This is a genomic window from Nocardia harenae NBRC 108248, from assembly GCF_001612885.1.
Classification (GTDB): domain Bacteria; phylum Actinomycetota; class Actinomycetes; order Mycobacteriales; family Mycobacteriaceae; genus Nocardia; species Nocardia harenae.
On the sequence record NZ_BDBH01000001.1, the window covers coordinates 558,660 to 578,500 of the forward strand.

Annotated in this window: 19 protein-coding genes and 4 tRNA genes; 10 read left to right on the top strand and 13 right to left on the bottom strand. The window is 70.1% G+C overall.

Annotated elements, in window-relative coordinates; translation table 11 throughout:
- Window position 1: 1 nt before the first annotated feature.
- Genes NH2_RS02165 through NH2_RS02175 form a run of 3 tightly spaced genes read right to left on the bottom strand, consistent with a single transcriptional unit; the run spans window position 2 to window position 1,742 of the window.
- Complete coding sequence (locus NH2_RS02165; RefSeq protein WP_067647224.1) at window positions 2-652, bottom strand: 2'-5' RNA ligase family protein; 651 nt, start codon at window positions 650-652, stop codon at window positions 2-4.
- A 5-nt stretch (window positions 653-657) separates the two neighbouring features.
- Window positions 658-1,233, bottom strand: a complete 576-nt coding sequence (locus NH2_RS02170) for a hypothetical protein (protein WP_067647227.1) — start codon at window positions 1,231-1,233, stop codon at window positions 658-660.
- Window positions 1,234-1,259: 26 nt separating this feature from the next.
- Window positions 1,260-1,742 carry a helix-turn-helix domain-containing protein gene (locus NH2_RS02175; protein WP_067647230.1) on the bottom strand — a complete coding sequence of 161 codons (483 nt, stop codon included), beginning with the start codon at window positions 1,740-1,742 and terminating at the stop codon, window positions 1,260-1,262.
- Window positions 1,743-1,890: 148 nt separating this feature from the next.
- On the opposite strand from NH2_RS02175, the gene NH2_RS28530 reads away from it, so the two are divergent.
- Together NH2_RS28530 and NH2_RS02180 are read left to right on the top strand one after the other, a co-directional pair.
- Window positions 1,891-2,067 carry a hypothetical protein gene (locus tag NH2_RS28530; RefSeq protein ID WP_157103563.1) on the top strand — a complete coding sequence of 59 codons (177 nt, stop codon included), beginning with the start codon at window positions 1,891-1,893 and terminating at the stop codon, window positions 2,065-2,067.
- The gene (locus NH2_RS02180; protein ID WP_157103564.1) at window positions 2,064-2,507 is read left to right on the top strand and encodes a hypothetical protein; all 444 of its coding nucleotides are present in this window, start codon (window positions 2,064-2,066) and stop codon (window positions 2,505-2,507) included. Before NH2_RS28530 ends, NH2_RS02180 begins: the two co-directional genes overlap by 4 nt.
- A gap of 106 nt (window positions 2,508-2,613) precedes the next feature.
- Here NH2_RS02180 and NH2_RS02185 read toward each other — a convergent pair whose 3' ends face one another.
- Window positions 2,614-2,862, bottom strand: coding sequence for a DUF3800 domain-containing protein (locus NH2_RS02185; RefSeq protein ID WP_067647236.1), 249 nt, complete (start codon window positions 2,860-2,862; stop codon window positions 2,614-2,616).
- Between the two features lie 55 nt (window positions 2,863-2,917).
- Entirely contained in the window at window positions 2,918-4,225 is a 1,308-nt protein-coding gene (locus NH2_RS02190) for a salicylate synthase (RefSeq protein WP_067647240.1), read from the bottom strand.
- 188 nt (window positions 4,226-4,413) lie between these two features.
- Here NH2_RS02190 and NH2_RS02195 point away from each other — a divergent pair, with 188 nt between their 5' ends.
- From NH2_RS02195 to NH2_RS02205, 3 genes are all read left to right on the top strand, one after another.
- Window positions 4,414-6,900, top strand: a complete 2,487-nt coding sequence (locus NH2_RS02195) for a glycerol-3-phosphate 1-O-acyltransferase (RefSeq protein WP_084505141.1) — start codon at window positions 4,414-4,416, stop codon at window positions 6,898-6,900.
- Window positions 6,897-8,378 (top strand): HAD-IB family hydrolase, encoded by a 1,482-nt coding sequence (locus NH2_RS02200; RefSeq protein ID WP_067647243.1) that lies wholly within the window; start codon window positions 6,897-6,899, stop codon window positions 8,376-8,378. The genes NH2_RS02195 and NH2_RS02200 overlap by 4 nt, the downstream gene beginning before the upstream one ends.
- Window positions 8,379-8,456: 78 nt before the next feature.
- Window positions 8,457-8,900 (top strand): DUF6069 family protein, encoded by a 444-nt coding sequence (locus NH2_RS02205; RefSeq protein ID WP_067647246.1) that lies wholly within the window; start codon window positions 8,457-8,459, stop codon window positions 8,898-8,900.
- A gap of 33 nt (window positions 8,901-8,933) precedes the next feature.
- On the opposite strand, the gene NH2_RS02210 is transcribed toward NH2_RS02205, so the two are convergent.
- Window positions 8,934-9,668, bottom strand: a complete 735-nt coding sequence (locus tag NH2_RS02210) for a polyprenol monophosphomannose synthase (RefSeq protein WP_281202004.1) — start codon at window positions 9,666-9,668, stop codon at window positions 8,934-8,936.
- Between the two features lie 106 nt (window positions 9,669-9,774).
- Entirely contained in the window at window positions 9,775-9,957 is a 183-nt protein-coding gene (locus tag NH2_RS02215; protein ID WP_067647251.1) for a hypothetical protein, read from the bottom strand.
- 128 nt (window positions 9,958-10,085) lie between these two features.
- On the opposite strand from NH2_RS02215, the gene NH2_RS02220 reads away from it, so the two are divergent.
- Complete coding sequence (locus NH2_RS02220) at window positions 10,086-10,709, top strand: TetR/AcrR family transcriptional regulator (RefSeq protein ID WP_067647253.1); 624 nt, start codon at window positions 10,086-10,088, stop codon at window positions 10,707-10,709.
- A gap of 94 nt (window positions 10,710-10,803) precedes the next feature.
- Here NH2_RS02220 and NH2_RS02225 read toward each other — a convergent pair.
- The 5 genes from NH2_RS02225 to NH2_RS02245 all read right to left on the bottom strand — a co-directional run bounded on the left by NH2_RS02225 (window position 10,804) and on the right by NH2_RS02245 (window position 12,883).
- Window positions 10,804-10,877: transfer RNA gene (locus tag NH2_RS02225), tRNA-Phe, on the bottom strand.
- A 60-nt stretch (window positions 10,878-10,937) separates the two neighbouring features.
- Window positions 10,938-11,011 (bottom strand) — tRNA-Asp (locus NH2_RS02230).
- Window positions 11,012-11,040: 29 nt separating this feature from the next.
- Window positions 11,041-11,113: transfer RNA gene (locus tag NH2_RS02235), tRNA-Glu, on the bottom strand.
- A gap of 92 nt (window positions 11,114-11,205) precedes the next feature.
- Window positions 11,206-11,871 (bottom strand): TetR family transcriptional regulator, encoded by a 666-nt coding sequence (locus tag NH2_RS02240; protein WP_067647255.1) that lies wholly within the window; start codon window positions 11,869-11,871, stop codon window positions 11,206-11,208.
- Between the two features lie 939 nt (window positions 11,872-12,810).
- Window positions 12,811-12,883, bottom strand: a tRNA-Lys gene (locus tag NH2_RS02245).
- A 551-nt stretch (window positions 12,884-13,434) separates the two neighbouring features.
- Here NH2_RS02245 and NH2_RS02250 point away from each other — a divergent pair.
- From NH2_RS02250 to phoU, 4 genes are all read left to right on the top strand, one after another.
- Complete coding sequence (locus tag NH2_RS02250; RefSeq protein WP_067647257.1) at window positions 13,435-14,397, top strand: acyl-ACP desaturase; 963 nt, start codon at window positions 13,435-13,437, stop codon at window positions 14,395-14,397.
- 133 nt (window positions 14,398-14,530) lie between these two features.
- Window positions 14,531-15,685, top strand: a complete 1,155-nt coding sequence (gene dusB / locus NH2_RS02255) for a tRNA dihydrouridine synthase DusB (protein ID WP_067647683.1) — start codon at window positions 14,531-14,533, stop codon at window positions 15,683-15,685.
- A 780-nt stretch (window positions 15,686-16,465) separates the two neighbouring features.
- Entirely contained in the window at window positions 16,466-18,211 is a 1,746-nt protein-coding gene (locus NH2_RS02260) for an LCP family protein (RefSeq protein ID WP_369690022.1), read from the top strand.
- Window positions 18,212-18,303: 92 nt separating this feature from the next.
- Window positions 18,304-18,963: a phosphate signaling complex protein PhoU gene (phoU, locus tag NH2_RS02265; RefSeq protein ID WP_067647263.1), complete on the top strand. Its 660-nt coding sequence runs from the start codon at window positions 18,304-18,306 to the stop codon at window positions 18,961-18,963.
- Window positions 18,964-19,051: 88 nt separating this feature from the next.
- On the opposite strand, the gene pstB is transcribed toward phoU, so the two are convergent.
- A complete protein-coding gene (gene pstB / locus NH2_RS02270; protein ID WP_067647266.1) occupies window positions 19,052-19,828 on the bottom strand; it encodes a phosphate ABC transporter ATP-binding protein PstB in 777 nt (258 codons plus the stop codon).
- Window positions 19,829-19,841: the final 13 nt, after the last annotated feature.

The following is a 19,841-nucleotide window of genomic DNA, read 5'->3' on the forward strand; positions in this document are numbered from 1 at the left end:
TTCATCGGAGTGCCACGGAGGTGACTTCGCGCCACTCGTACCGGCCGTGGTCCCGGTTCAGTTCGATGAGCGACACCTCCGAAACCACATCGCTGATCGTGTAGCCGTCGAGCCGCTCGGCTTCCAGTTTCGCGCGCAGTTCCTCGATCGGTACGATGCCGGTCGAATAGCTGACCGTGAGGTGGGGGCGGAAGGCAGCGCCCTGCTCCGGGACATTCGGCGCTCTCCAGACCTCGGCGATGGCAGTCCGCAGTCGATCGCGGACCGCTCGGAGCGGGTCGGGATCAGCGATCGGGAGTTGGATGGTCTCGGCGTCGACAATCGGCGGGCCGATGGTGATGGTGAATCGAGGCAGCTCGCCAAGGTTGCGCCGGGTGGCATCGACGATCCGATCCACGTCGGACCTCGGCACGGCGTCGGTGAACCCGATTCCCTGCACGGTGATGTGAAGCCCATCGGCGCCCACGGGTTCCATGGTGGGCACCGCCGAGAGCGGCTGCGCGAAAACGTCACTCAGCTTCCGGACCGGTGACGCTGGTGGAAAGGTGATGTGCCAGGTGTAGAACGATTTCCCGACAGACCATCCGGGCCGCCACCACCAGTGGTCACGGGTAACCGCGTGCTCGTCGTGCGAGGTCCCCTCGATCGCCATCCTGCTCATCCCATCCCGCCCGACAGCATCGGAAGCGTCCCGGTTCGCGGTGCCCGACAGAAGTCGGCCGCGCACTCCACAACCCCCCGCGCGTCAGCACCGACGATGTCGCGCGCCATCCACGCTATCTCCTCGACCCGCTGCGCGAGCGGTCCGACCCGGTGTTCGGCCGGAGTCGTCCCGACGAGGTGTTCAAGCTGGTCCCGGGCCACATCGAGGTTGCCGAGCGCCACATGCGCCTTGATCTCCTGGCACCGCACCATGCGCTCGGAGCCGACGTTGCGGCGGTCGCTCGGAGTCCGCGCGTACCCCTGCACCGCTGCGGTGGCGAACTCGAGCGAGCGGGCCGGGTCTACCTGGGTGAGGCTCATATCCGCCCACAACCCACCCGCACGCTCCACCGAGCAGGAGAACGGCCCGGCGAGCACATCGAGGCTCGGGTTCTTGCCCACCGCCGCCCCGAGGTCGACGGCGCGATCCCGCGCAGAGGCAGCGCCCCTCCCATCACCGGCGTGCGCAAGGTCGAGCGCGAGTGCGCTGGACAGGAACAGCGCCGCCGTGCCATCGGTGGCGTATTGCAATCCATCTCGGGCGTACTCGGCGGCCGTCAGATAGTCCTCGCGCCAGAACGACGATGTGTGCTGGGAGGCGCGACCACCGTGCTGCGATCGAATAGGGGCCGAGTCGGCTCCTTCAGATACGACCGCGATACCGAGCGCAGTTCGTCACGCATGCCCGCGATGGTCAGCGGCCCGGTGTTGCTGGCCTCGGCCCAGTTCAGCAGCGCAGCGGATCGATTCGCCGAATCCGCGACCGGGTCGATGATCTGTGCCGGAGGATTCGGCGTCGTCGGAGAAGTCCGCCCCCGGAGACTCCAGTGGAACCGGCTCACGATGCCGTCATCGGCCTCGGCGAGCACCTTGTCCAACAGGCGACGGCTCGCCGCGTGCATCGACGTCGTGGTCCCGCTCTCCCACAGCGCCAAAGTGCGCTTCGAAACTCCGACCGTGCGCGCGAACTCCGCCCTGCTGCGCCGCATCGCCTCGCGCAGAGCGACCACGGCATCCGCATTCCACTCGACTTCGACCATCGTTCGCGCCCCCTGATCGCCTCCCGATTCGTTCAGGAAGCTACCCCTTTTGAGCCGACTCGGCACTGTTTCCCCACCACCGTCCACGTGACGCTCGAATCAGCTCGTCGGCGGTTTCGCCGGCGTGTGTGAATCCGAGGGGAGAGCAATGGTGGGCCAGCCGGACGACGCCGAGAGAGCGTGCACCTATCGGTGCACCGAGCTGCCCCCGGCACTACAGCGCTGGGACGCGTCGAGCGTGCTCACCCGGCACGCGGGCCACGATCCCGCGCGTTGCCTGCCCTACGCCGCCGCGCTCGCCCGCCTGTCCACCCCGCTGCCGTGACTCCCACCCTGCCGCACTGGCGCGAACTCACCGCGGCATTCCGCTTTCCGACTTACCGGAACGACACCGCGCTGTTGAAGCGGGCCCGCATGCTGGCAACGGTGCACCGCGTCCGCGAGGTCTACCCCGGACGCAGCGCGACCTTCGAGGCCGGCCGCACCGCGCTGCGCCGGCAAATCGCGGACTGGATCACCGAGCACACCGATGCCGCCCCCGACGCCGCCATCGCGTGCGCGACCGTCATCGACGCCATGGCATCCGCGCACGTCGCCGCCGAGCGGCTGCTGCAGACCGACCCACCGCCCAGCGCCGAGCAGCTTCATGCTGCGTGGTCCGACGTCGGCTACCTCGCCACACAGTGGGCAGACCTGGTTGCCGAAGTGATCGACGGACAACGCCCATTGCCACGCCTCTCGCCCGGCGCCCCACGGCGCGCATAGCTCGGCGACCCGCGCGGCTCTGACATCGAGAGAAGCGGAGTACTACTCTTGTCGGTGCAGACCCCCCCACACCTGTGGATCAGGGGGTCTCGCTGTTTCTCAGGGCTTATAGCTCCCGGGGCTCGCGTCGCGGATCACGCTCGGACAGGTAGTCCCTGTACCACTGACCCGCGAACTCGTTCTTCGGGTGTCGACCAATCGTCGCGTTGGCCGTCCATGCCACGAGATCGGCCATCTGAATCAGCTGCGAACTGGACGAGTCGATGTGAATGGCGTCCTCGATGACGCGCCGCTGCGCCAGCGCGAGCCCGCGATGGGTCGTCCGGTAGGAGCTGTCGGTGCCGTCGCCGTCCATTGCAGCCGACTCCCGGCGACCATCGGCCGCCGGGCATCGGAGGAACGCGAAAGGGCTACCCCTTCACCACATACGGCGCGACACTGCTCAACTTCTCGCAGGTCTCCTCGAACTCCCGCTCCGGCCGCGACTGCCCGACAATCCCCGCCCCGGCCCGCAACCACGCCCCCTCGGTCGTCTGGTAGACAGCGCGCAGAACAAGCGTCGCCTCCAACGCCCCGGTGCCGGAAACAGTCACCACCGCACCGGAATACAGCCCACGCGGATCGTGATCGAGCCGGAAGACCGAGTCGACACCCTCGCGCTTCGGAATACCGGAAGCGGTGACCGACGGGAACAGCACCTCGAGCGCATCCCATGGGGTGCGATCGTCGGCGAGCGTGCCACGCACGGTGGAGGCCAGGTGCTGCACACTCCCCCGCTCCCGCACCGCCATGAAATCGGAGACGGCGGTGGTCCCCGGCTCGGCCAACGCGGCGATCTCGGCGAACGAGGTCTGCACGGACATGGCGTGCTCGACGATCTCCTTGGGATCGGCGAGCAGCTCGGCCTTGGTGGCGGCGTCCACATCGGCCCCACGCCCGAAGGCGCGGGTACCGGCCAGCGGCTCGGTGGTGACGACCCGCTCGTCATCGACGGCGACCACCAGCTCGGGGCTGAAACCGGCCGCCTCCAGCCCGCCGAGCCGGAGCAGGAAGGAGCGGGCGGGGGTGTTGCCCGCGCGGCCGAGGCGGTAGGTGGCGGGCACGTCGACCACGAAGGGCAGGTCGACCTTCCGGGACAGAATCACCTTCTGATAGCGCCCGGCATTGATCTCACCGACCGCCTCGGCGACCCGGTCCCGGTACCCGGTGGGGTCGAGCCGGATCTCGGCGGGGGTGGCCGCGGGCGCATCGTCGTCCTCGGTGATGAGCGCGAGAATCGCCTCGGCCTCCTCGGCGGTGGCGCCGCTGACGGCGTGCCCGGCGGCGTTCATCCGCACCTCGATGCGCGGGATCATGAGGTGCGCCAGGGTGGTCCGCGCGGGGACGTGCGCGACGGCGTCCAGCGCCCAGGCGCAGAACTCGAAGCCGATCCAGCCGTAGGCGTTCCGCCCGCCGAGCGGCAGCCGGGCCAGCGCCCGGTCCAGCACGGCGGCGGGGCGGCCGGACCACGCCTCGGCGCTCGTCTCGCCCTGCCAGGAGACCCGCAGTTCGTCGACGTCGAGCTCGATCCCGCCGATGGGATCGGCGGCGAACACCCATTCACCCTGGCGTTCGTAGATCACGTACTCGCCGAAGCGATCCGCCCCGGCGAGGCGTGACATCGCTGCCGCCGGATCGGTTACCAGCTCCGCGCGCACGCGCTCGTCCGTTGTCGACAACGATCCTCCAAAGGTAAAGCTGACCTAACTACGGGAGGTAAGGTTAGCATTACCTGGCCTTACGCGGGCTGGTGCCGCAACCCACATCTCCGCCGGACCGAATCGGATCCGACCCGCTGCCCGACTTTCCTGCGCGGATCGCGCGACGGGGCTTGAATAGGGAGGTCGTTCAACGCGGAGGGACCGGCATGATCGAGGACAGCGGCAGCACCGGCGGTGCCACCATCGTGCCCGCTACCCGGGAGGCACCGGGAGCGCCCGCCTCGGTGGTGGCGCTGGTGGACTCGGCCTCGGCGGTGGAGCGCGAGCTGATCGGTGAGTGGATCGCGGCGGGCGGGCTGGCCGCGGAGTCGGGCAGCGCGGCGCCGGTCACCCAGATCGACCTGGACGCGGGCGCCATCGCGACCCGGCTGGCCGGGCGCAGGGACGATCCGCTCGTGGTGCCGGTGCGGGTGCTCTGGCTGCCGCCGGAGCGCGACGGCGTGCGCCGGGTGACCTTCGCCGACCTCGCGTTGCTCACCAATCCGCGCAAACCGAACCGGCTGATCCAGCGCAAGCTGCTCGGCCGCTCGCCGGAGCGGCACCGGGTGCTCACCGGGCAGCCCGCGTACCTGAGCGAGCTGCGGCTGAACAACCCGGAGGCGGCCGCGCTGCACCGCACCGGCCAGGCCGAGCCGTTCGCCCGCGCGGTGGTACGCGCGGCGGTGGTCGCGCTGGAGCGCGCCGAGCGCTCGGTGATCGGCGACCGGTACAAGGTGCCGCAGCTGGTGGCCGAGGAGATCCTCGACTCCCCCGACTTCCTGCGCAGGCTGGAGGCGATCGCGGACGCCGAGGACGCCGACCCGCGCGAGGTGTACCGGCGCGCGGAGAAGGGGCTGCACGAGCTGGTCGCGGCGCAGAGCAGGCTGGTCTCCGACCTGTTCACCCAGGCCATGCGGCCGGTGCACGCCTCCACCTGGAAAGTCGACTCGGACGATTCCGGGCTGGCCGGGCTGCGCGACCTGAACCGCCGCTACCCGCTGGTCTTCCTGCCCTCGCACCGCTCCTACGTGGACGCCTTCGTACTCGGCGACGTGCTGGCGCGCAACGACTTCCCGCCCAACCACGTGATCGGCGGGGCGAACCTGAGCTTCTGGCCGATGGGGCCGATCGCGCGCCGCACCGGCACCGTCTTCATCCGGCGCAGCTTCGGCGACGACGAGGTGTACAAGGCGGTGGTCGAGGAGTACTTCGCCTACCTGCTCAGCAAGCGCTTCAATATGGAGTGGTACTTCGAGGGCGGCCGCACCCGCACCGGCAAGCTCCGGCCGCCGCGGTACGGGCTGCTCAATTACCTGGCCGCCGCGGTGCGCGCGGACCGCGTCGAGGACGTGCTGCTGGTCCCGGTCTCGATCACCTACGAGCGGCTGAACGAACTCGGCGCCATCGCCACCGAGCAGGTCGGCGGCGCCAAGAAGGCGGAGGGGCTGGGCTGGCTGGCCCGCTACATCCGCAACCAGCAGCACTCGGCCGGGCACGTCTACGTGCGCTTCGGCCAGCCGCTCTCGGCGCGCGACCGGCTGGCCGCGCACGGCGATCCGCTGCACAAACCGCCGGTCACCATCCCGCTGCGCAGCAGCAACGGCAGCGCGGCCGAGCCCGACCCGGCGCACGCCGAGCGGGAGGAGAAAGAGCGGCGGGCGGTGCAGCGGCTCGCCTTCGAGGTCGCGGTCGGCATCAACAACGTCACCCCGATCACGGTGAACGCGCTGGCCACGCTGGCGCTGCTCGGCGTGCAGGAGCGGGCGCTCACGCTCGGCGAGGTGCGGGCGCTGCTGGCGCCGGTGCTGGACTACATCGTGACCCGCGACCTGCCGCGCGGCGAGCTCGGCGCGCTGCGCGACGAGGCCAGCCTCGCCATCGTGCTGGAGCAGCTCTCGCTGGCCAGGGTGGTGACGGTGTACCGGGGCGGGCTGGAGCCGGTGTACTCGATCGAGAGCGGCGCGCACCTGGAGGCGGCGTTCTACCGCAACAGCGCGGTGCACTGGTTCGTCAATCGCGCCATCCTGGAGCTCGGCATCCTGGCCGCGGTGACCGCGGACGCCGACCCGCCGCCCTCCGAGGAGCCGGACCCGCTCAACGCGGGCTGGGACGAGGCCTTCCGGCTGCGCGACCAGCTGAAGTTCGACTTCTTCTTCCCGGAGCGCACGGAGTTCTCCGACCAGCTCACCGCGGAGATGCTGCTGGTGGACCCGGACTGGCGCAGCAGGCCGCGCAGCACCCGCGGCCGGGACGTGCTCGGCAGGCTCACCGCGTCCGGCTTCATGATGGCGCATCGGGTGCTGCGCGCCTTCTTCGACGCGCAACTGGTGGTGGCGGAGCGGCTCGCCGCCCGCGATCCCGGTGTCGCGGTGGACCGCAAGGAGCTGGTGGCGGAGTGCGTCGCGGTGGGCAAGCAGATGCTGCTGCAGCAGCGGCTGTACAGCCCGGAGTCGGTCTCCACCGAGCTCTTCGGCACCGCGCTCAAGCTCGCGGACAATCGGGGGTTGCTCGGCCCGGCCGACGGCGCGGAGGCCAGGGCCGATCTGGCGGTGCGGCGCGAGGAGTTCGCCGCGCGGCTGCGCATCCTCGGCGCGCGGATCGCCCAGGCGGCGGCGCTCGACCCGTCCAACCGCGCCTCCCTGGACCGGCGATGAGCGCGGCCGCGCAGCGCGAGGATTCGCTTCCGGCCGCCGCGCCCGCCGGCTCGGTGGGCGAGTTGCTGGAAGCGATCCGCACCGGCCCGCAGGGGCCGCGGGTCGCCGTGTTCTTCGACTTCGCGGGCACCGTGGTGGACGGCTTCCGCCGACCCGGTCCGCTGTCGCGACTGCTGACCGGCCGCCGCCCGCACGACCCCGCGCACACCCTCCGCGACAGCATCCGCGCGGGCGCCACCGACGGCGAGTACGGCCGGTTCCTGCAGGCCGCCCAGCACACCCTGGCCGGCTGCACCGAAGACGACCTCACCGCCGCGGGCCGCGCGCTCTTCAAGACCGAGCTCTACGAGCAGGTCTTCCCGGAGGCGTGGACCCTGGCGCAGGCGCACCGCGAGGCCGGGCACACCGTCGTGCTGATCAGCTCGCTCACCCGCTTCCAGCTGCGACCGGTCGCCGACGAGCTCGGCATCGAGCACCTGCTCTGCACCGAATTCGCGGTCGATGGCGGCGTGCTCACCGGCTACCCCGACGGCAAACCGCTCTGGCGCACCGGTAAGGCCGACGCCGCGCTGGCCTTCGCCGAAGCCAACGGCATCCAGCTCGAGCACAGCTGGGTCTACGCCGACAGCCTCACCGACCTCCCGCTGCTCGAACTCGCGGGTCACCCGGTCGCGGTAGCGCCCGACACCCGGCTCGCCCTGATCGCGGCCGAGCGCCGCTGGGCGGCCCTCGCCTTCCGCCCGCGCCGCCCGCCGACCCCGCTCGACGCGGTGCGCACCGCCGCGGGCTTCGCCGCCATGCTCGGCGGCGCCCTGCTCGGCGTGCTCGCCCGCAGCTACACCGGGCAGCGCAGGAAGATGGCGGACGGACTGCTCGCCTTCGCCACCAGGGGCGTGCTCACCACCACCGGGGTCCGGCTGCGGGTCACCGGCACCGAGCACGCGCGCTCGCCGCGGCCGGCGGTCTTCCTGTTCAACCACCAGAGTCAGTACGACATCTTCATCGTGCCGCGGGTGCTGAACGGCGGGGTCACCGGCGTCGGCAAGCAGGAGCTCACGAAGAACCCGATCTTCGGGCCGCTCATGCGCTTCGTCGGGGTCACCTTCATCGACCGCACCAGTACCGACAGCGCCAAGGCCTCGCTGGCCCCGGTGGTGCGGACGCTGGGCGAGGGGCTCTCCATCGCCATCGCGCCGGAGGGCACCCGCTCGTACACGCCGCAGGTGGCGCCGTTCAAGAAGGGCGCCTTCCACATCGCCATCCAGGCCGGGGTTCCGGTCATCCCGATCGTCATCCGGAATGCGGGCGAGGTCTGCCGCCGGAACGCCGCGCTGGCCCGCCCCGGCGTGGTGGACGTGGCGATCCTGCCGCCCATCGACGTGTCGGGCTGGGATCCGGCCGCGCTGGACGAGAAGGTGGAGCAGGTGCGCAGGCAGTATCTGCACACCCTGCTGCACTGGCCGGAAGAAAAGCCTTGACCTGAATGATGCTCGAGGTTTGAGTATGAGTGGGCAGAGCCGGAGCAACTCCGGCGCCCGAGGGAGGGAGACCCCACCATGACCACCGCTTCCACCACACCGAGCCGAATCCCCGCGCTGAGCCGCCCCGTCGCGGTGCTCGGCCCCACCATCGCCGCTGTCGTCGCCAACCTGATCATCTGGGCCATCGCCAAGGCGGCGGGGGTGAACTTCGAGGCCACCAACAACGGCGAGGTGGGCGAGGTGCCCGTGAGCGGCATCGTCTTCATCACCGCGGCGCCCATGCTGGTCGGGCTGACCGCCGCGGTGTTGCTCAGCTACCGGTGGCCGAGCATCCTCCGGATCGCCGAGATCGTCGGGTCGGTGCTGGCCATCCTCACCATCGGGCTGACCATCGCCGCCGATTTCGACGTCTCGTCGACGATCGCGCTCGCGCTCATGCACGTCACGCTGATCCCCGCCATCGTGATCGGGCTGGAGGGGCTGCGCCGCAAGCTCACCGAGGAGGGCAAGGCGGCCTGACGGCTCCGGAGCCCGCGCCTGCGGGGCGCGGGCTCAGACCTTGCGGTTGAGGAGCAGCTTCCACGGCATGAGCGCCGACTCCAGCTGCACCGCGAAGCTCATCTTGGAGGCGCCGAGGGTGCGCTCCTCGAACCGGATCGGCACCTCGGCGATGGTGTAGCCGCGCTTGATCGTTCGGTAGTTCATCTCGACCTGGAACGAGTAGCCGTTGCTGCGGATCGAGCCGACCTCGATGGCGCGCAGGGTATCGGCCTTCCACGCCTTGAACCCCGCGGTGGCGTCCTTGACCCCGAGCCGCAGGATGGCGTTGACGTAGAAGTTGGCCCAGGCGGAGAGCGCCTTGCGGTGCCACTTCCACTCCTCGGCGGTGGAGCCGCCCGGCACGTAGCGAGAGCCGAGCACCACGCCCGCGTCGGTGTCGCGCAGCTTCTCCAGCATGGCCGGGATCACCTCGGCCGGGTGCGAGAGGTCGGCATCCATCTGGATCACCACGTCGGCGCCCTCGTCCAGGGCGCGGGTGATGCCCGCGATGTAGGCCCGGCCGAGGCCGTCCTTCTCGGTGCGGTGCAGCACGCCGACGACGGCGGGCAGCTCGGCGGCGAGCTTGTCGGCCACCTCGCCGGTGCCGTCCGGCGAGTTGTCGTCCACGACGAGAACGTGCAGGTCGGGGACGGGCAGCGACGTCAGCCGCTCCACCGCGACCGGCAGATTATCCCGCTCGTTGTAGGTCGGCACAACAACGGTAACCCTCAAGGGTCGCCCTCCCAGCTCACCTGTTCGCGCGCCGCGGGCGTGGAGCACCGCGAGCGTTCGCCTGATTTCCCGGGAAACGGTACTCGATCCACGCGGCGGGAAGCCGGGCGGCGGGGTGGGTTCAGTCGCCCTCGCTCCAGTTCCGGTCGGCTCGGTCGGCCTGTTCGTTTCGCGCCCTTGCGATTTCCAGCGCGCGCTCCGCCGTCGCCTGGTCCGGGTAGGGGCCCATCCGGTCTCCGAACCAGCTCAGCCGCCCACGCTCGGCCCGATTGCGCTTCAGCGAGTAGTACCAGCGTTCAGCCATGCCTCCAGCATTCCACCGGAGCGGGCTTCGTACACGGGACTCCCGCGAGAGGTCGCAATTCTTGACCCGAGTTCATCTCGGCTGCGATAGGGTTCCACTCTCACCACCTAGCGTATGGGGGCACGCTGATGACCGTCGATACCGGAGCACGCCGCGAGAGCCCGCGCTCCAAGCGGAGCACGATCCTCACCGTCGCGATCGAGCAGTTCGGCCGAGTCGGCTACGACCACACGAAGTGGGCGTCGATCGCGGACGAGGTCGGCATCGGCCAGACCGCGCTCTACCACTACTTCGAGTCCAAGGCGCACTGCCTGCTCACCATCATGCGGCTGGAGCTGGCCGATTCGGTCGAGCGCTTCGACGCCGCCACCGCAGGCGTCGACGACCCGGCCGAGGCGCTGCGCGCCGCCGTCGCGGGCGCACTCGCCGCCACCCCGAGCGACGCGCTGCAGCGCCGCATCCTGCAGAACCACATGGATCTGCTGGCCGCGCCGCGACCGTCGGAGAGGGAGGAGGCCGAGCGGCTGCGCTCGCGCGAGCTGGTGCAGGAGATCGAGGCGCGCTGGACCGGCCTGATCCGGCGTGGGATCGAAGCGGGTGACTTCGTCGGCGACGATCCGCGCATCCTGACCAGGCTGGCGCTCGGCATGGTCATCAGCGTCTGGCGCTGGTACCGCCCGGACGGACAACTGGCCCTGGAGCAAATCATCGAGACGATGGGCGACGCCGCGATCCGCCTGGTCCGCAAGTAGCGCCCGCGGAGCGGGGCGCCACTAGACCGCGTCGTGCCCCCACCGCCGGGAAACAAGAATCCCTCTGACCCGCAACAAGGTCAGAGGGATTGAGTGGCCAGGGCCGGGATCGAACCGGCGACCTTCCGCTTTTCAGGCGGACGCTCGTACCAACTGAGCTACCTGGCCGCAGGCAACTGCGAAACGGCTGCCATACGCGAAGCGCCGGATTGCTCCGGCGCTCGTGTGCGACCCTGACGGGACTCGAACCCGCGACCTCCGCCGTGACAGGGCGGCGCGCTAACCAACTGCGCCACAGGGCCTTGCTCTGCTACCAACGACCCGAAGGCCGTACCCCCTACGGGATTCGAACCCGCGCTACCGCCTTGAAAGGGCGGCGTCCTAGGCCGCTAGACGAAGGGGGCTCGCTCCGGATCTCTCCGGAGCGGCTTCAACGTTGTCCGCTGGGAGCTCGCATAGCTTATGACAGACCGCCCCGGATTCCCAAACCGGCTGGTCAGATACCCAATCCGAGTTCTTCCAGCCGGGCCGAGGCCTGCCAGCCGCTGCCGTGGAACTTCTCCGCCCACTCCGGGGTGGCCATGGATTCGATCACCACCTCCAGCGCCTCCTGGAACCGGGAGCGCAGATCGATCCCGCCGCCGAAGACGTCGACCAGGTACCGCTGGCCGGCCAGCGCGGCGGCCAGGGTCCGGGTGAAGCGGTCCGGGTCGGCGTCGGCGCGCAGCTGTCCCTGCTCCATCGCGCGCACCGCGAGGGTCTTGGTGGCGCGGCCGATGATCCGGCTGCCGCCGGTCTGCACGTCGCGATAGAAATCGGGCTCGATGATGAGCCGATACTCGGCCTGCACGATGATGTCGTGCTGCAGCCGCAGCGCCATCTCGTCGATCATCCCGTGCAGAACGTCGAGCGGCCCGAGATCCGTTCGGGCGAGCCAACGTTCGGCGGACGCGCGGTACCGCTCGATCGCCGTGTCGAGGACGGCGCGCGCCAGATCCTCCTTGGAGTCGAAATGGAAGTACATCGCCCCCTTGGTCGCGCGCGACCCTTCCAGTATCCGATTGAGCGACGCCGCGGCGTAGCCGCTCTTCCCGAATTCAACGGCGGCGGACCTGATGATCGCCGCACGTGTCCGGCGGGCCCGCTCTTGCTGCCGTGCCATGCTCGAAACGCCTCCGAAGCTTACTCGCCGCCGCTGGCTAACCCCCCTTGGGAAGAAACCGGCAGCGCATAATGACGACTCTTGTTTACACTTCAACCTGGGTTTTCGCCCAATTACAAACTCTGGGTACGAAAACTTGCCGTGAAACTCGAAACACACCAGCTGGTATAGTTCCTCTGCCCGGGTGCGCCGCAGGGGGTGCGCATCCGGGCGTTTTTCGTCTCGAATCGGCCTCCTCCTGCGGCGTTCGACTCCAGCGATACCGCGATCGGGGGCCCCGATCGCGGCGCGGCCCGGGAGAGCCGAGCACATCCCGAATCAATCACGATCCGCTCGCGCGCGGTGTTTCTCCCGAATTTCACCAGGCCGTCACCGTACCCGGAAACCGCATCCGGCACGTGCCAAACCGAGGGGTCTGTGGCCCCGATCGCCAGAATTTGCATTCTGGCAAACAGTCCGCAATCGGTTATAGGCGGCGAACTCACCGCCATTTCGGACCGAACGGAACGGCTGCCCGGCCACCCGCCCGACAGCCCCGAGCGGCCGGTTCGCGGCTCCGCACCGGCGCTCCCGCCCCGATCCGGCCACCCCCGCGCAACCGGCTGTCTCCCCCCGCAAATCCAAAGACCCTGCTGGACAACATGTTTCGATGATATGCACGGACCGGCGCGAGAGTGAAGCCGGGTCGCCGACCACCCGGACGACCTCGGCGCCGCCCGGCGCCGCGTTACCGATGCGGCTCGCGCCACCGGCGGAATCCCCGCACGCACGATTGATTCCGGGCACGCGCAACGGCTTCCGAACGGAAGGACCGCGAATATCGGAGCGATTCCCGCCGCGGAACGGATGTGATGCCCGTCATTCCGAGGCAAGCACGCCGAAGCGAAGGAAGCGGAGCGGTCAACTGCCCTTGACCAGCGGGAACCCGGTGGAGCGCGGTGCCCCCTGTAGGACTCGAACCTACGACCTAGTGATTAAAAGTCACCAGCTCTACCAACTGAGCTAAAGGGGCTCGGCAGGACACAGTACCCGACCCCCTCCCGGCGGCACGAGCAGGATTCACCGCCACCCCTATACATTTGCCTTATCTCGCCAGAACAACCCCGGCCGCGCCGGACGAGCGCCGCGCCAGCAAAAGCTACCGACGGGTAGCGAGACCCCGGCCGTTCACGGCGGCGAGCGCAGAGCCCCGAGGACGCCGGATTCCGCCTGATGCCAGGCGGATAGCGCCACTTCACCGGGGTTCCACACCCCTCGGGCGCCCCGGCCGATCCGGTGAGAGCCCAGCTCGCCCGCTGTAATCCGGGCCACGGCCAGCTAACGGAGAGGGCCGCCGGTCGATAGTCCACGGAACGGTCCCGGCCCCTAGAATCGGGTGGTCGCCCCCTAGCGCGGGGGTCGGCACGGACGCAGCCAGAGCGTCCGGACGATAACGGACAGCGGCTCGGGATGCGTTTCGCATCACACCTACGGTGCCGTAAGGTATGGCCGCATCGGCTTCGGTCTACCGTGGGAAACGGCCCCAACGACCGCACGCACCGACTGAGAAGGGCACACGACACTATGGCAAGGGATCTGACTCAACTCGAGCTTCTGACAGAGTTGGAGCCGGTTGCCGAGGAGAACGTCAACCGGCACATCTCCATGGCCAAGGAATGGCACCCCCACGACTACGTGCCGTGGGACGAGGGCCGGAACTTCGCCGCGATGGGCGGTGTGGACTGGGATCCGGAGCAGTCCCGGCTGGGCGAGGTCGCCAAGGCGGCGATGATCACCAACCTGCTCACCGAGGACAACCTCCCCTCCTATCACCGCGAGATCGCGGAGAACTTCTCGCAGGACGGCGCGTGGGGCACCTGGGTCGGGCGCTGGACCGCCGAGGAGAACCGGCACGGCATCGTGATGCGCGACTACCTGGTGGTCACCCGCGGTGTCGATCCCGTCGCCCTGGAAGAGGCGCGGATGGTCCACATGACCAACGGTTTCGCCTCGCCCACCGAGGCCGACGCCGGCTTCCTGCACTCGGTCGCCTACGTGACCTTCCAGGAGCTGGCCACCCGGGTCAGCCACCGCAATACCGGCAAGGTCTGCGACGACCCGATCGCCGACCGCATGCTGCAGCGCGTCGCCGCCGACGAGAACCTGCACATGATCTTCTACCGCAACCTCTGCGGCGCGGCGCTCGACCTCTGCCCCGACCAGGCGCTGGACGCCATCACCCTGATCCTGGAGAACTTCCAGATGCCGGGCGCGGGCATGCCCAACTTCCGCCGCAACGGCGTGCTGATGGCCAAGCACGGCATCTACGACCTGCGCCAGCACCTCGAAGAGGTGGTCAACCCGGTGCTGAAGAAGTGGCGGATCTTCGAGCGCGACGACTTCAGCCCGCGCGGCGAGGAGGTCCGCGAGCGGCTCGGCGGCTTCCTGGAGCGGCTGGGCCAGGACGTGCTCAAGTTCGAGGAGCAGCGCGACCGCATGCTGGCCCGCGAGGCCAAGAAGCGCGAGCTGGCCACCACCGGCAGCTGACGCCGCGGCCCCGACGCCGCCGCCCGGATCCGTCCGGGCGGCGGCGTCCGCGTGCGGTGATATTCCCCGCCCCGGATGCCACGGCGGCGCCGGGCCGCCGCGCGGCGGTGCCACACTGGTAACCGTGACGACACTGGAAGCCACGACCGCGGCAGCGACGGGCAACGCGCTGCGGATCGGCCCCTACCCGGTCGATCCGCCGGTGGTGCTGGCCCCGATGGCGGGCATCACGAACCTGGCGTTCCGCAAGCTCTGCCGCGAGTTCGGCAGCGCGACCTCGCTGTACGTCTGCGAGATGATCACCGCGCGGGCGATCGTGGAGCGCAACGAGAAGACGCTGCACATGATGTCCTTCGACGCCGACGAGCACCCCAGGTCCATGCAGCTCTACGGGGTCGACCCGAAGACGCTGGCCGAGGCGGTGCGGATCGTGGCGGGCGAGGGCTGGGCCGACCACATCGATATGAACCTCGGCTGCCCGGTGCCCAAGGTGACCCGGCTCGGCGGCGGCGCGGCGCTGCCCTACAAGCGCTCGCTCTACGCCGAGATCGTACGGGCCATGGTGCGCGCGGCCGAGCCCTACGGCACTCCGGTGACCATGAAGTTCCGGATCGGCATCGACGACGAGCACCACACCTACCTGGACGCCGGGCGGATCGCCGAGGCCGAGGGAGCCAGGGCGGTGGCGCTGCACGCGCGCACCGCGGCCCAGCGCTACTCCGGGCAGGCGGACTGGTCGGCCATCGCGCGGCTCAAGGAGCACGTGACCACAATCCCGGTGCTCGGCAACGGCGATATCTTCTCCGCTGCCGACGCGGTGCGGATGATGGCCGAGACCGGGTGCGACGGCGTCGTGGTCGGCCGGGGCTGCCTCGGCAGGCCGTGGCTCTTCGCCGAGCTGGCCGCCGCGCTGCGCGGCGAGCCGCTGCCGGAGCCACCGAACCTGGGCCGGGTCGGCGAGGTGCTGTACCGGCACGGTGCGCTGCTCACCGACCACGACGGTGAGGACAAGGCCATGCGCGACCTGCGCAAGCACATGGCCTGGTACCTCATGGGCTTCCCGGTCGGCTCGGAGCTGCGCCGCGCCTTCGCGACCGTCTCCTCGCTCGGCGAGCTCGCCGGGCTGGTCGAGCAGCTCGACCGGGACGCGCCGTTCCCGCGGGATGCGGAGGGGCCGCGCGGGCGGCAGGGTTCGCCGGGCAAGGTGGCGCTGCCGCACGGCTGGCTGGACGACCCCGACGACCCGGCGGTTCCGCACGCCGCGGACGTCATGCACAGTGGCGGTTGATGGTTCCGTGCGGCAGAAGTGGCTTGCCGTGGCGTAATCGTTATCATTGCCGCATCGGTCACGCCGGTCGAGACGGCCCGATGCGGCAGCAGGGATCGGGAAAAGCGAGGTTCGTAAGTGGCTGACGAGCGGCAGGGGCGTTCGCCACGTCCGGGGGGGCGCCCCCCGTGGGAGCGGTACCCGGCGGGGAGCGATCCCGAGGCGGACGGCGCGCACTCGTCCCGCCGGTCCAGGCACGCGGAGGACGGGGACGAGTCGGCGTCGCTCACCGTGCACGACCTGGTGCAGAAGGTCGACAGTGAGCGGGTGGCGCGACGGCGGCGGCCGGATTCGCAGGGTGAGCGCAGGGCGAGTGGTGCGCAGCGGCGGGAGGCGCCGCCCGCTCGCGGCCGGAGTGGTTCGCCGGTCGCCGGTGATATCGCCGGTGCCGCGCCCGCGCCGGTGCGGCCCAGTGACCCGGGGCCGGTCACGCCGGGGCGGCGTGCTCCCGGGCGGGAGGATGCCGGGCGGCCGGAGAGCGGACGCCCGGGTGGACGGGGAGCCCCGGGGCGCGAGGCGCCCGGCGCGAACGAGGCCGCGCGGCGGCAGCCGCCGCAGCGCGCGACCCCCGCTCGCGATGAGCCTCCCCGGCCGGGGGCGCGTCAGGCTCCCGGCCGCGACGAGCCCGTGCGCCCCACCGGACGCCAGGCGCCGGCACGCGAGGAACCCGCGGGTCGCCAAGCCCCCGGACGCACCGAGAAACCGGACTCCCGCCCCGAACCCGCCGCCGACTCCACTCGGGTGCACCGGCAGGCGCAGGCGACCCCCTCCCGGCCGCGAGCCGACAAGGCCCGCAAGCCTCCGGCGGCACCGCGCGGCCCGGTCGCCGGCGAATCAGCCGAGGACGTCACCGAGGAGATCCCGCCGGTCGAGCCGGAGCCGGCGCAGCGCCCCGGCGACGCCTGGCCGAAGACCGGCGGCCGGAAGGCCCGCACCCAGGAGAAGCCGCGCTCGGTCGGCCCGCGGAAAGCGGGTGCCACCGGTATCAAGAACAAGCGGGCCCGGTTCGCGCTGCGCTCGTCGGTGGCCGCGATCGCGGTGATCGCCCTGCTCACCACCGGCGGCGGCTGGAGCTACCTACGCGCGACCGACAGCGGCTTCACCCAGGTGAACGCCCTGGACGAGAATCCGGAGGACGTGCTCGACTCGGACCTGCAGCTCGGCGACGAGAACTTCCTGATCGTCGGCACCGACACCAGGGCAGGCGTGAACGGCGATATCGGCGCGGGCACCCTCGATGACGCCGAGGGCGCCCGCGCCGACACCGTCATGCTGGTCAACATCCCCAAGAACCGCTCCCGCGTTGTCGTCGTCTCCTTCCCGCGCGACCTGGACGTCACCCGCCCGCAGTGCCAGGGCTGGGACAACGACAACGGCACCTACACCCAGGAAACCTTCCCCTCCGCCATGGGCGACAAGCTGAACGCGGTCTACGCGCTCGGCGGCCCGCGCTGCCTGGTGAACGTGGTCCGCAAGATGAGCGGGCTCAGCATCAACCGCTTCATCGGGATCGACTTCGCCGGCTTCGAGGCCATGGTCGACCAGGTCGGCGGCGTCGAGGTGTGCAGCACCAAGCCGATCATCGACGACACCCTCGGCACGATCCTGGAGACCTCGGGCACGCAGATCGTGAGCGGCCAGACCGCGCTCAACTACGTTCGCGCCAGGCACGTCTACGGCGAGGAGCGCAGCGACTACGACCGGATCAACCGGCAGCAGAAGTTCCTCGCCTCGCTGCTGCGCGGCGCGCTCTCCAGCAAGGTGCTGCTCGACCCGGGCAAGATGAACGGCTTCGTCACCGCCTTCACCAGCCACACCTTCGTCGACAATGTGCGCAGCCAGGACCTGCTCATGCTCGGCCGCTCGCTGCAGAAGATGAGCGCGGGCGCGGTCACCTTCCTGACCATCCCGACCGCGGGCACCACCTCCTACGGCAACGAGATCCCGCGCGACACCGACATCAAGGCGCTCTTCCGGGCGGTCATCGACGACCAGCCGCTGCCCGGTGAGCAGAAGGCGCCGGAGATCACCACCGAGGCGGAACCGCCCCCGGCCGGGGGGACCAGCACGCTCAGCGCGGTCGACCCGAGCATCGTCTCGGTGCAGGTGTCGAATGCCTCCGGAATCGAGGGCTCCGCGCAGCGCACCGCCACCCGACTGAGCACCCAGGGCTTCGGCATCTACACCACCTCGAACTACTCCGGGGGCACCTCGCCGACCACCCGGGTCAGGTACGCCACCGGGCACGAAGCGGAGGCGGCCACGGTCGCCAGCTCGATCCCCGGCGCCAGCCTGGAGCGCGCCGACGAGCTCGGCAGCATTGTCGAGCTGGTGCTCGGCGAGAGCTTCGCGGGCACGGTGGTGCCGCCGACCCCGGTCGGGACCACGTTGCCGAGTGTGCCGCTCGGCACTCCGGCGAGCGCGGCGCCGATCGCGCTCCCCTCCGATCTCGAGCACATGAACGCGGCCGACGACACCTGTAAATAGCGGTTTGCCGGAATGTGCGGAACCGGGTGTGGCACCCGCCATTCACCCGTCGTTGGTGACGTGGCAAGTCGCGGACACTAGTGTCTCTGCTCATGCGTGTCATCTACAACGAGCAAATGGCCGATCTCGCCGATCTCCTCGGCGAGATGGCCGGGCTCGCGGGCACCGCTATGGAGCGGGCCACCCAGTCGCTGCTGCAGGCCGACCTCGGGCTGGCCGAACAGGTGCTCTCCCAGGACGACCGGATCACCGAGATGATCACCGACGCCGAGGAGCGCGCCTTCGCGCTGCTGGCGCTGCAGGCCCCGGTCGCCGGCGACCTCCGCCAGGTGGTGAGCGCCATCCAGATCGTCAACGACGTGAACCGGATGGGCGCGCTGGCCCAGCACGTCGCCAAGGTGACCAGGCGCAGGCACCCCGCGCACGCGCTGCCCGAGGCGGTGAACGGCTACTTCGCCGAGATGGGGCGGATCGCGGTGAGCATGGGGGTCAGCGCCAAGGAGGTGCTCGCCACCCGCGACCCGGAGCGCGCGCTCGAGCTCAACGAAGAGGACGAGGCGATGGACGACCTGCATCGCCACCTCTTCACCCTGCTCATGGACCGGGACTGGAAGCACGGCGTCGCCGCCGCGGTGGACGTCACCCTGCTCGGCCGCTACTACGAGCGCTTCGCCGACCACGCCGTCGAGATCGGCCGCCGGGTCGTCTTCCTGGTCACCGGCGAGCTCCCCACGGACTCCGACGAGCGCTGATCCAGCCGGCTCGCCCGGGTACCGAGCGAGCCCGAGGACACGCGAAAGCCCGCGCCGGGTGGCGCGGGCTTTGTCGTCGCGGGGCCGATCAGCCGAAGCGGCCGGAGATGTAGTCCTCGGTCGCGCGCTTGGACGGGTTCGAGAAGATCTTCTCGGTGTCGTCGATCTCGATCAGCTTGCCCGGCTTGCCCTGGGCCTCCAGGTTGAAGAAGCCGGTCTGATCGCTCACCCGGGCGGCCTGCTGCATATTGTGCGTGACGATCACGATGGTGAACTCCTTCTTGAGCTCCGTGATCAGATCCTCGATCGCCAGGGTGGAGATCGGGTCCAGCGCCGAGCAGGGCTCGTCCATGAGCAGCACGTCGGGCGAGACGGCGATGGCGCGGGCGATGCAGAGCCGCTGCTGCTGACCGCCGGAGAGGCCGCCGCCGGGCTTGTCCAGCCGGTCCTTGACCTCGTTCCAGAGGTTGGCGCCGCGCAGCGACTGCTCGGCCACCTCGTCCAGCTCCTTCTTGCCGCGCACGCCCTGCAGCTTCAGCCCGGCCACCACGTTGTCCCGGATGGACATGGTGGGGAACGGGTTCGGGCGCTGGAACACCATGCCGATGGTGCGGCGCACGCCGACCGGGTCCACCTGGGAGCCGTAGATGTCCTCGCCGTCGAGCAGCACGGCACCCTGGACGCTGGCGTTCGGGGTGACCTCGTGCATGCGGTTCAGCGAGCGCAGCACGGTCGACTTGCCACAGCCGGAGGGGCCGATGAAGGCGGTGACGCTGCGCGGCAGCACCGTGAGCGCGACATCGGCGACGGCGTGGAACTTGCCGTAGAAGATGTTCAGGTCTTTGACGTCGATACGCTTGGCCATTGTTCTCGTTCCG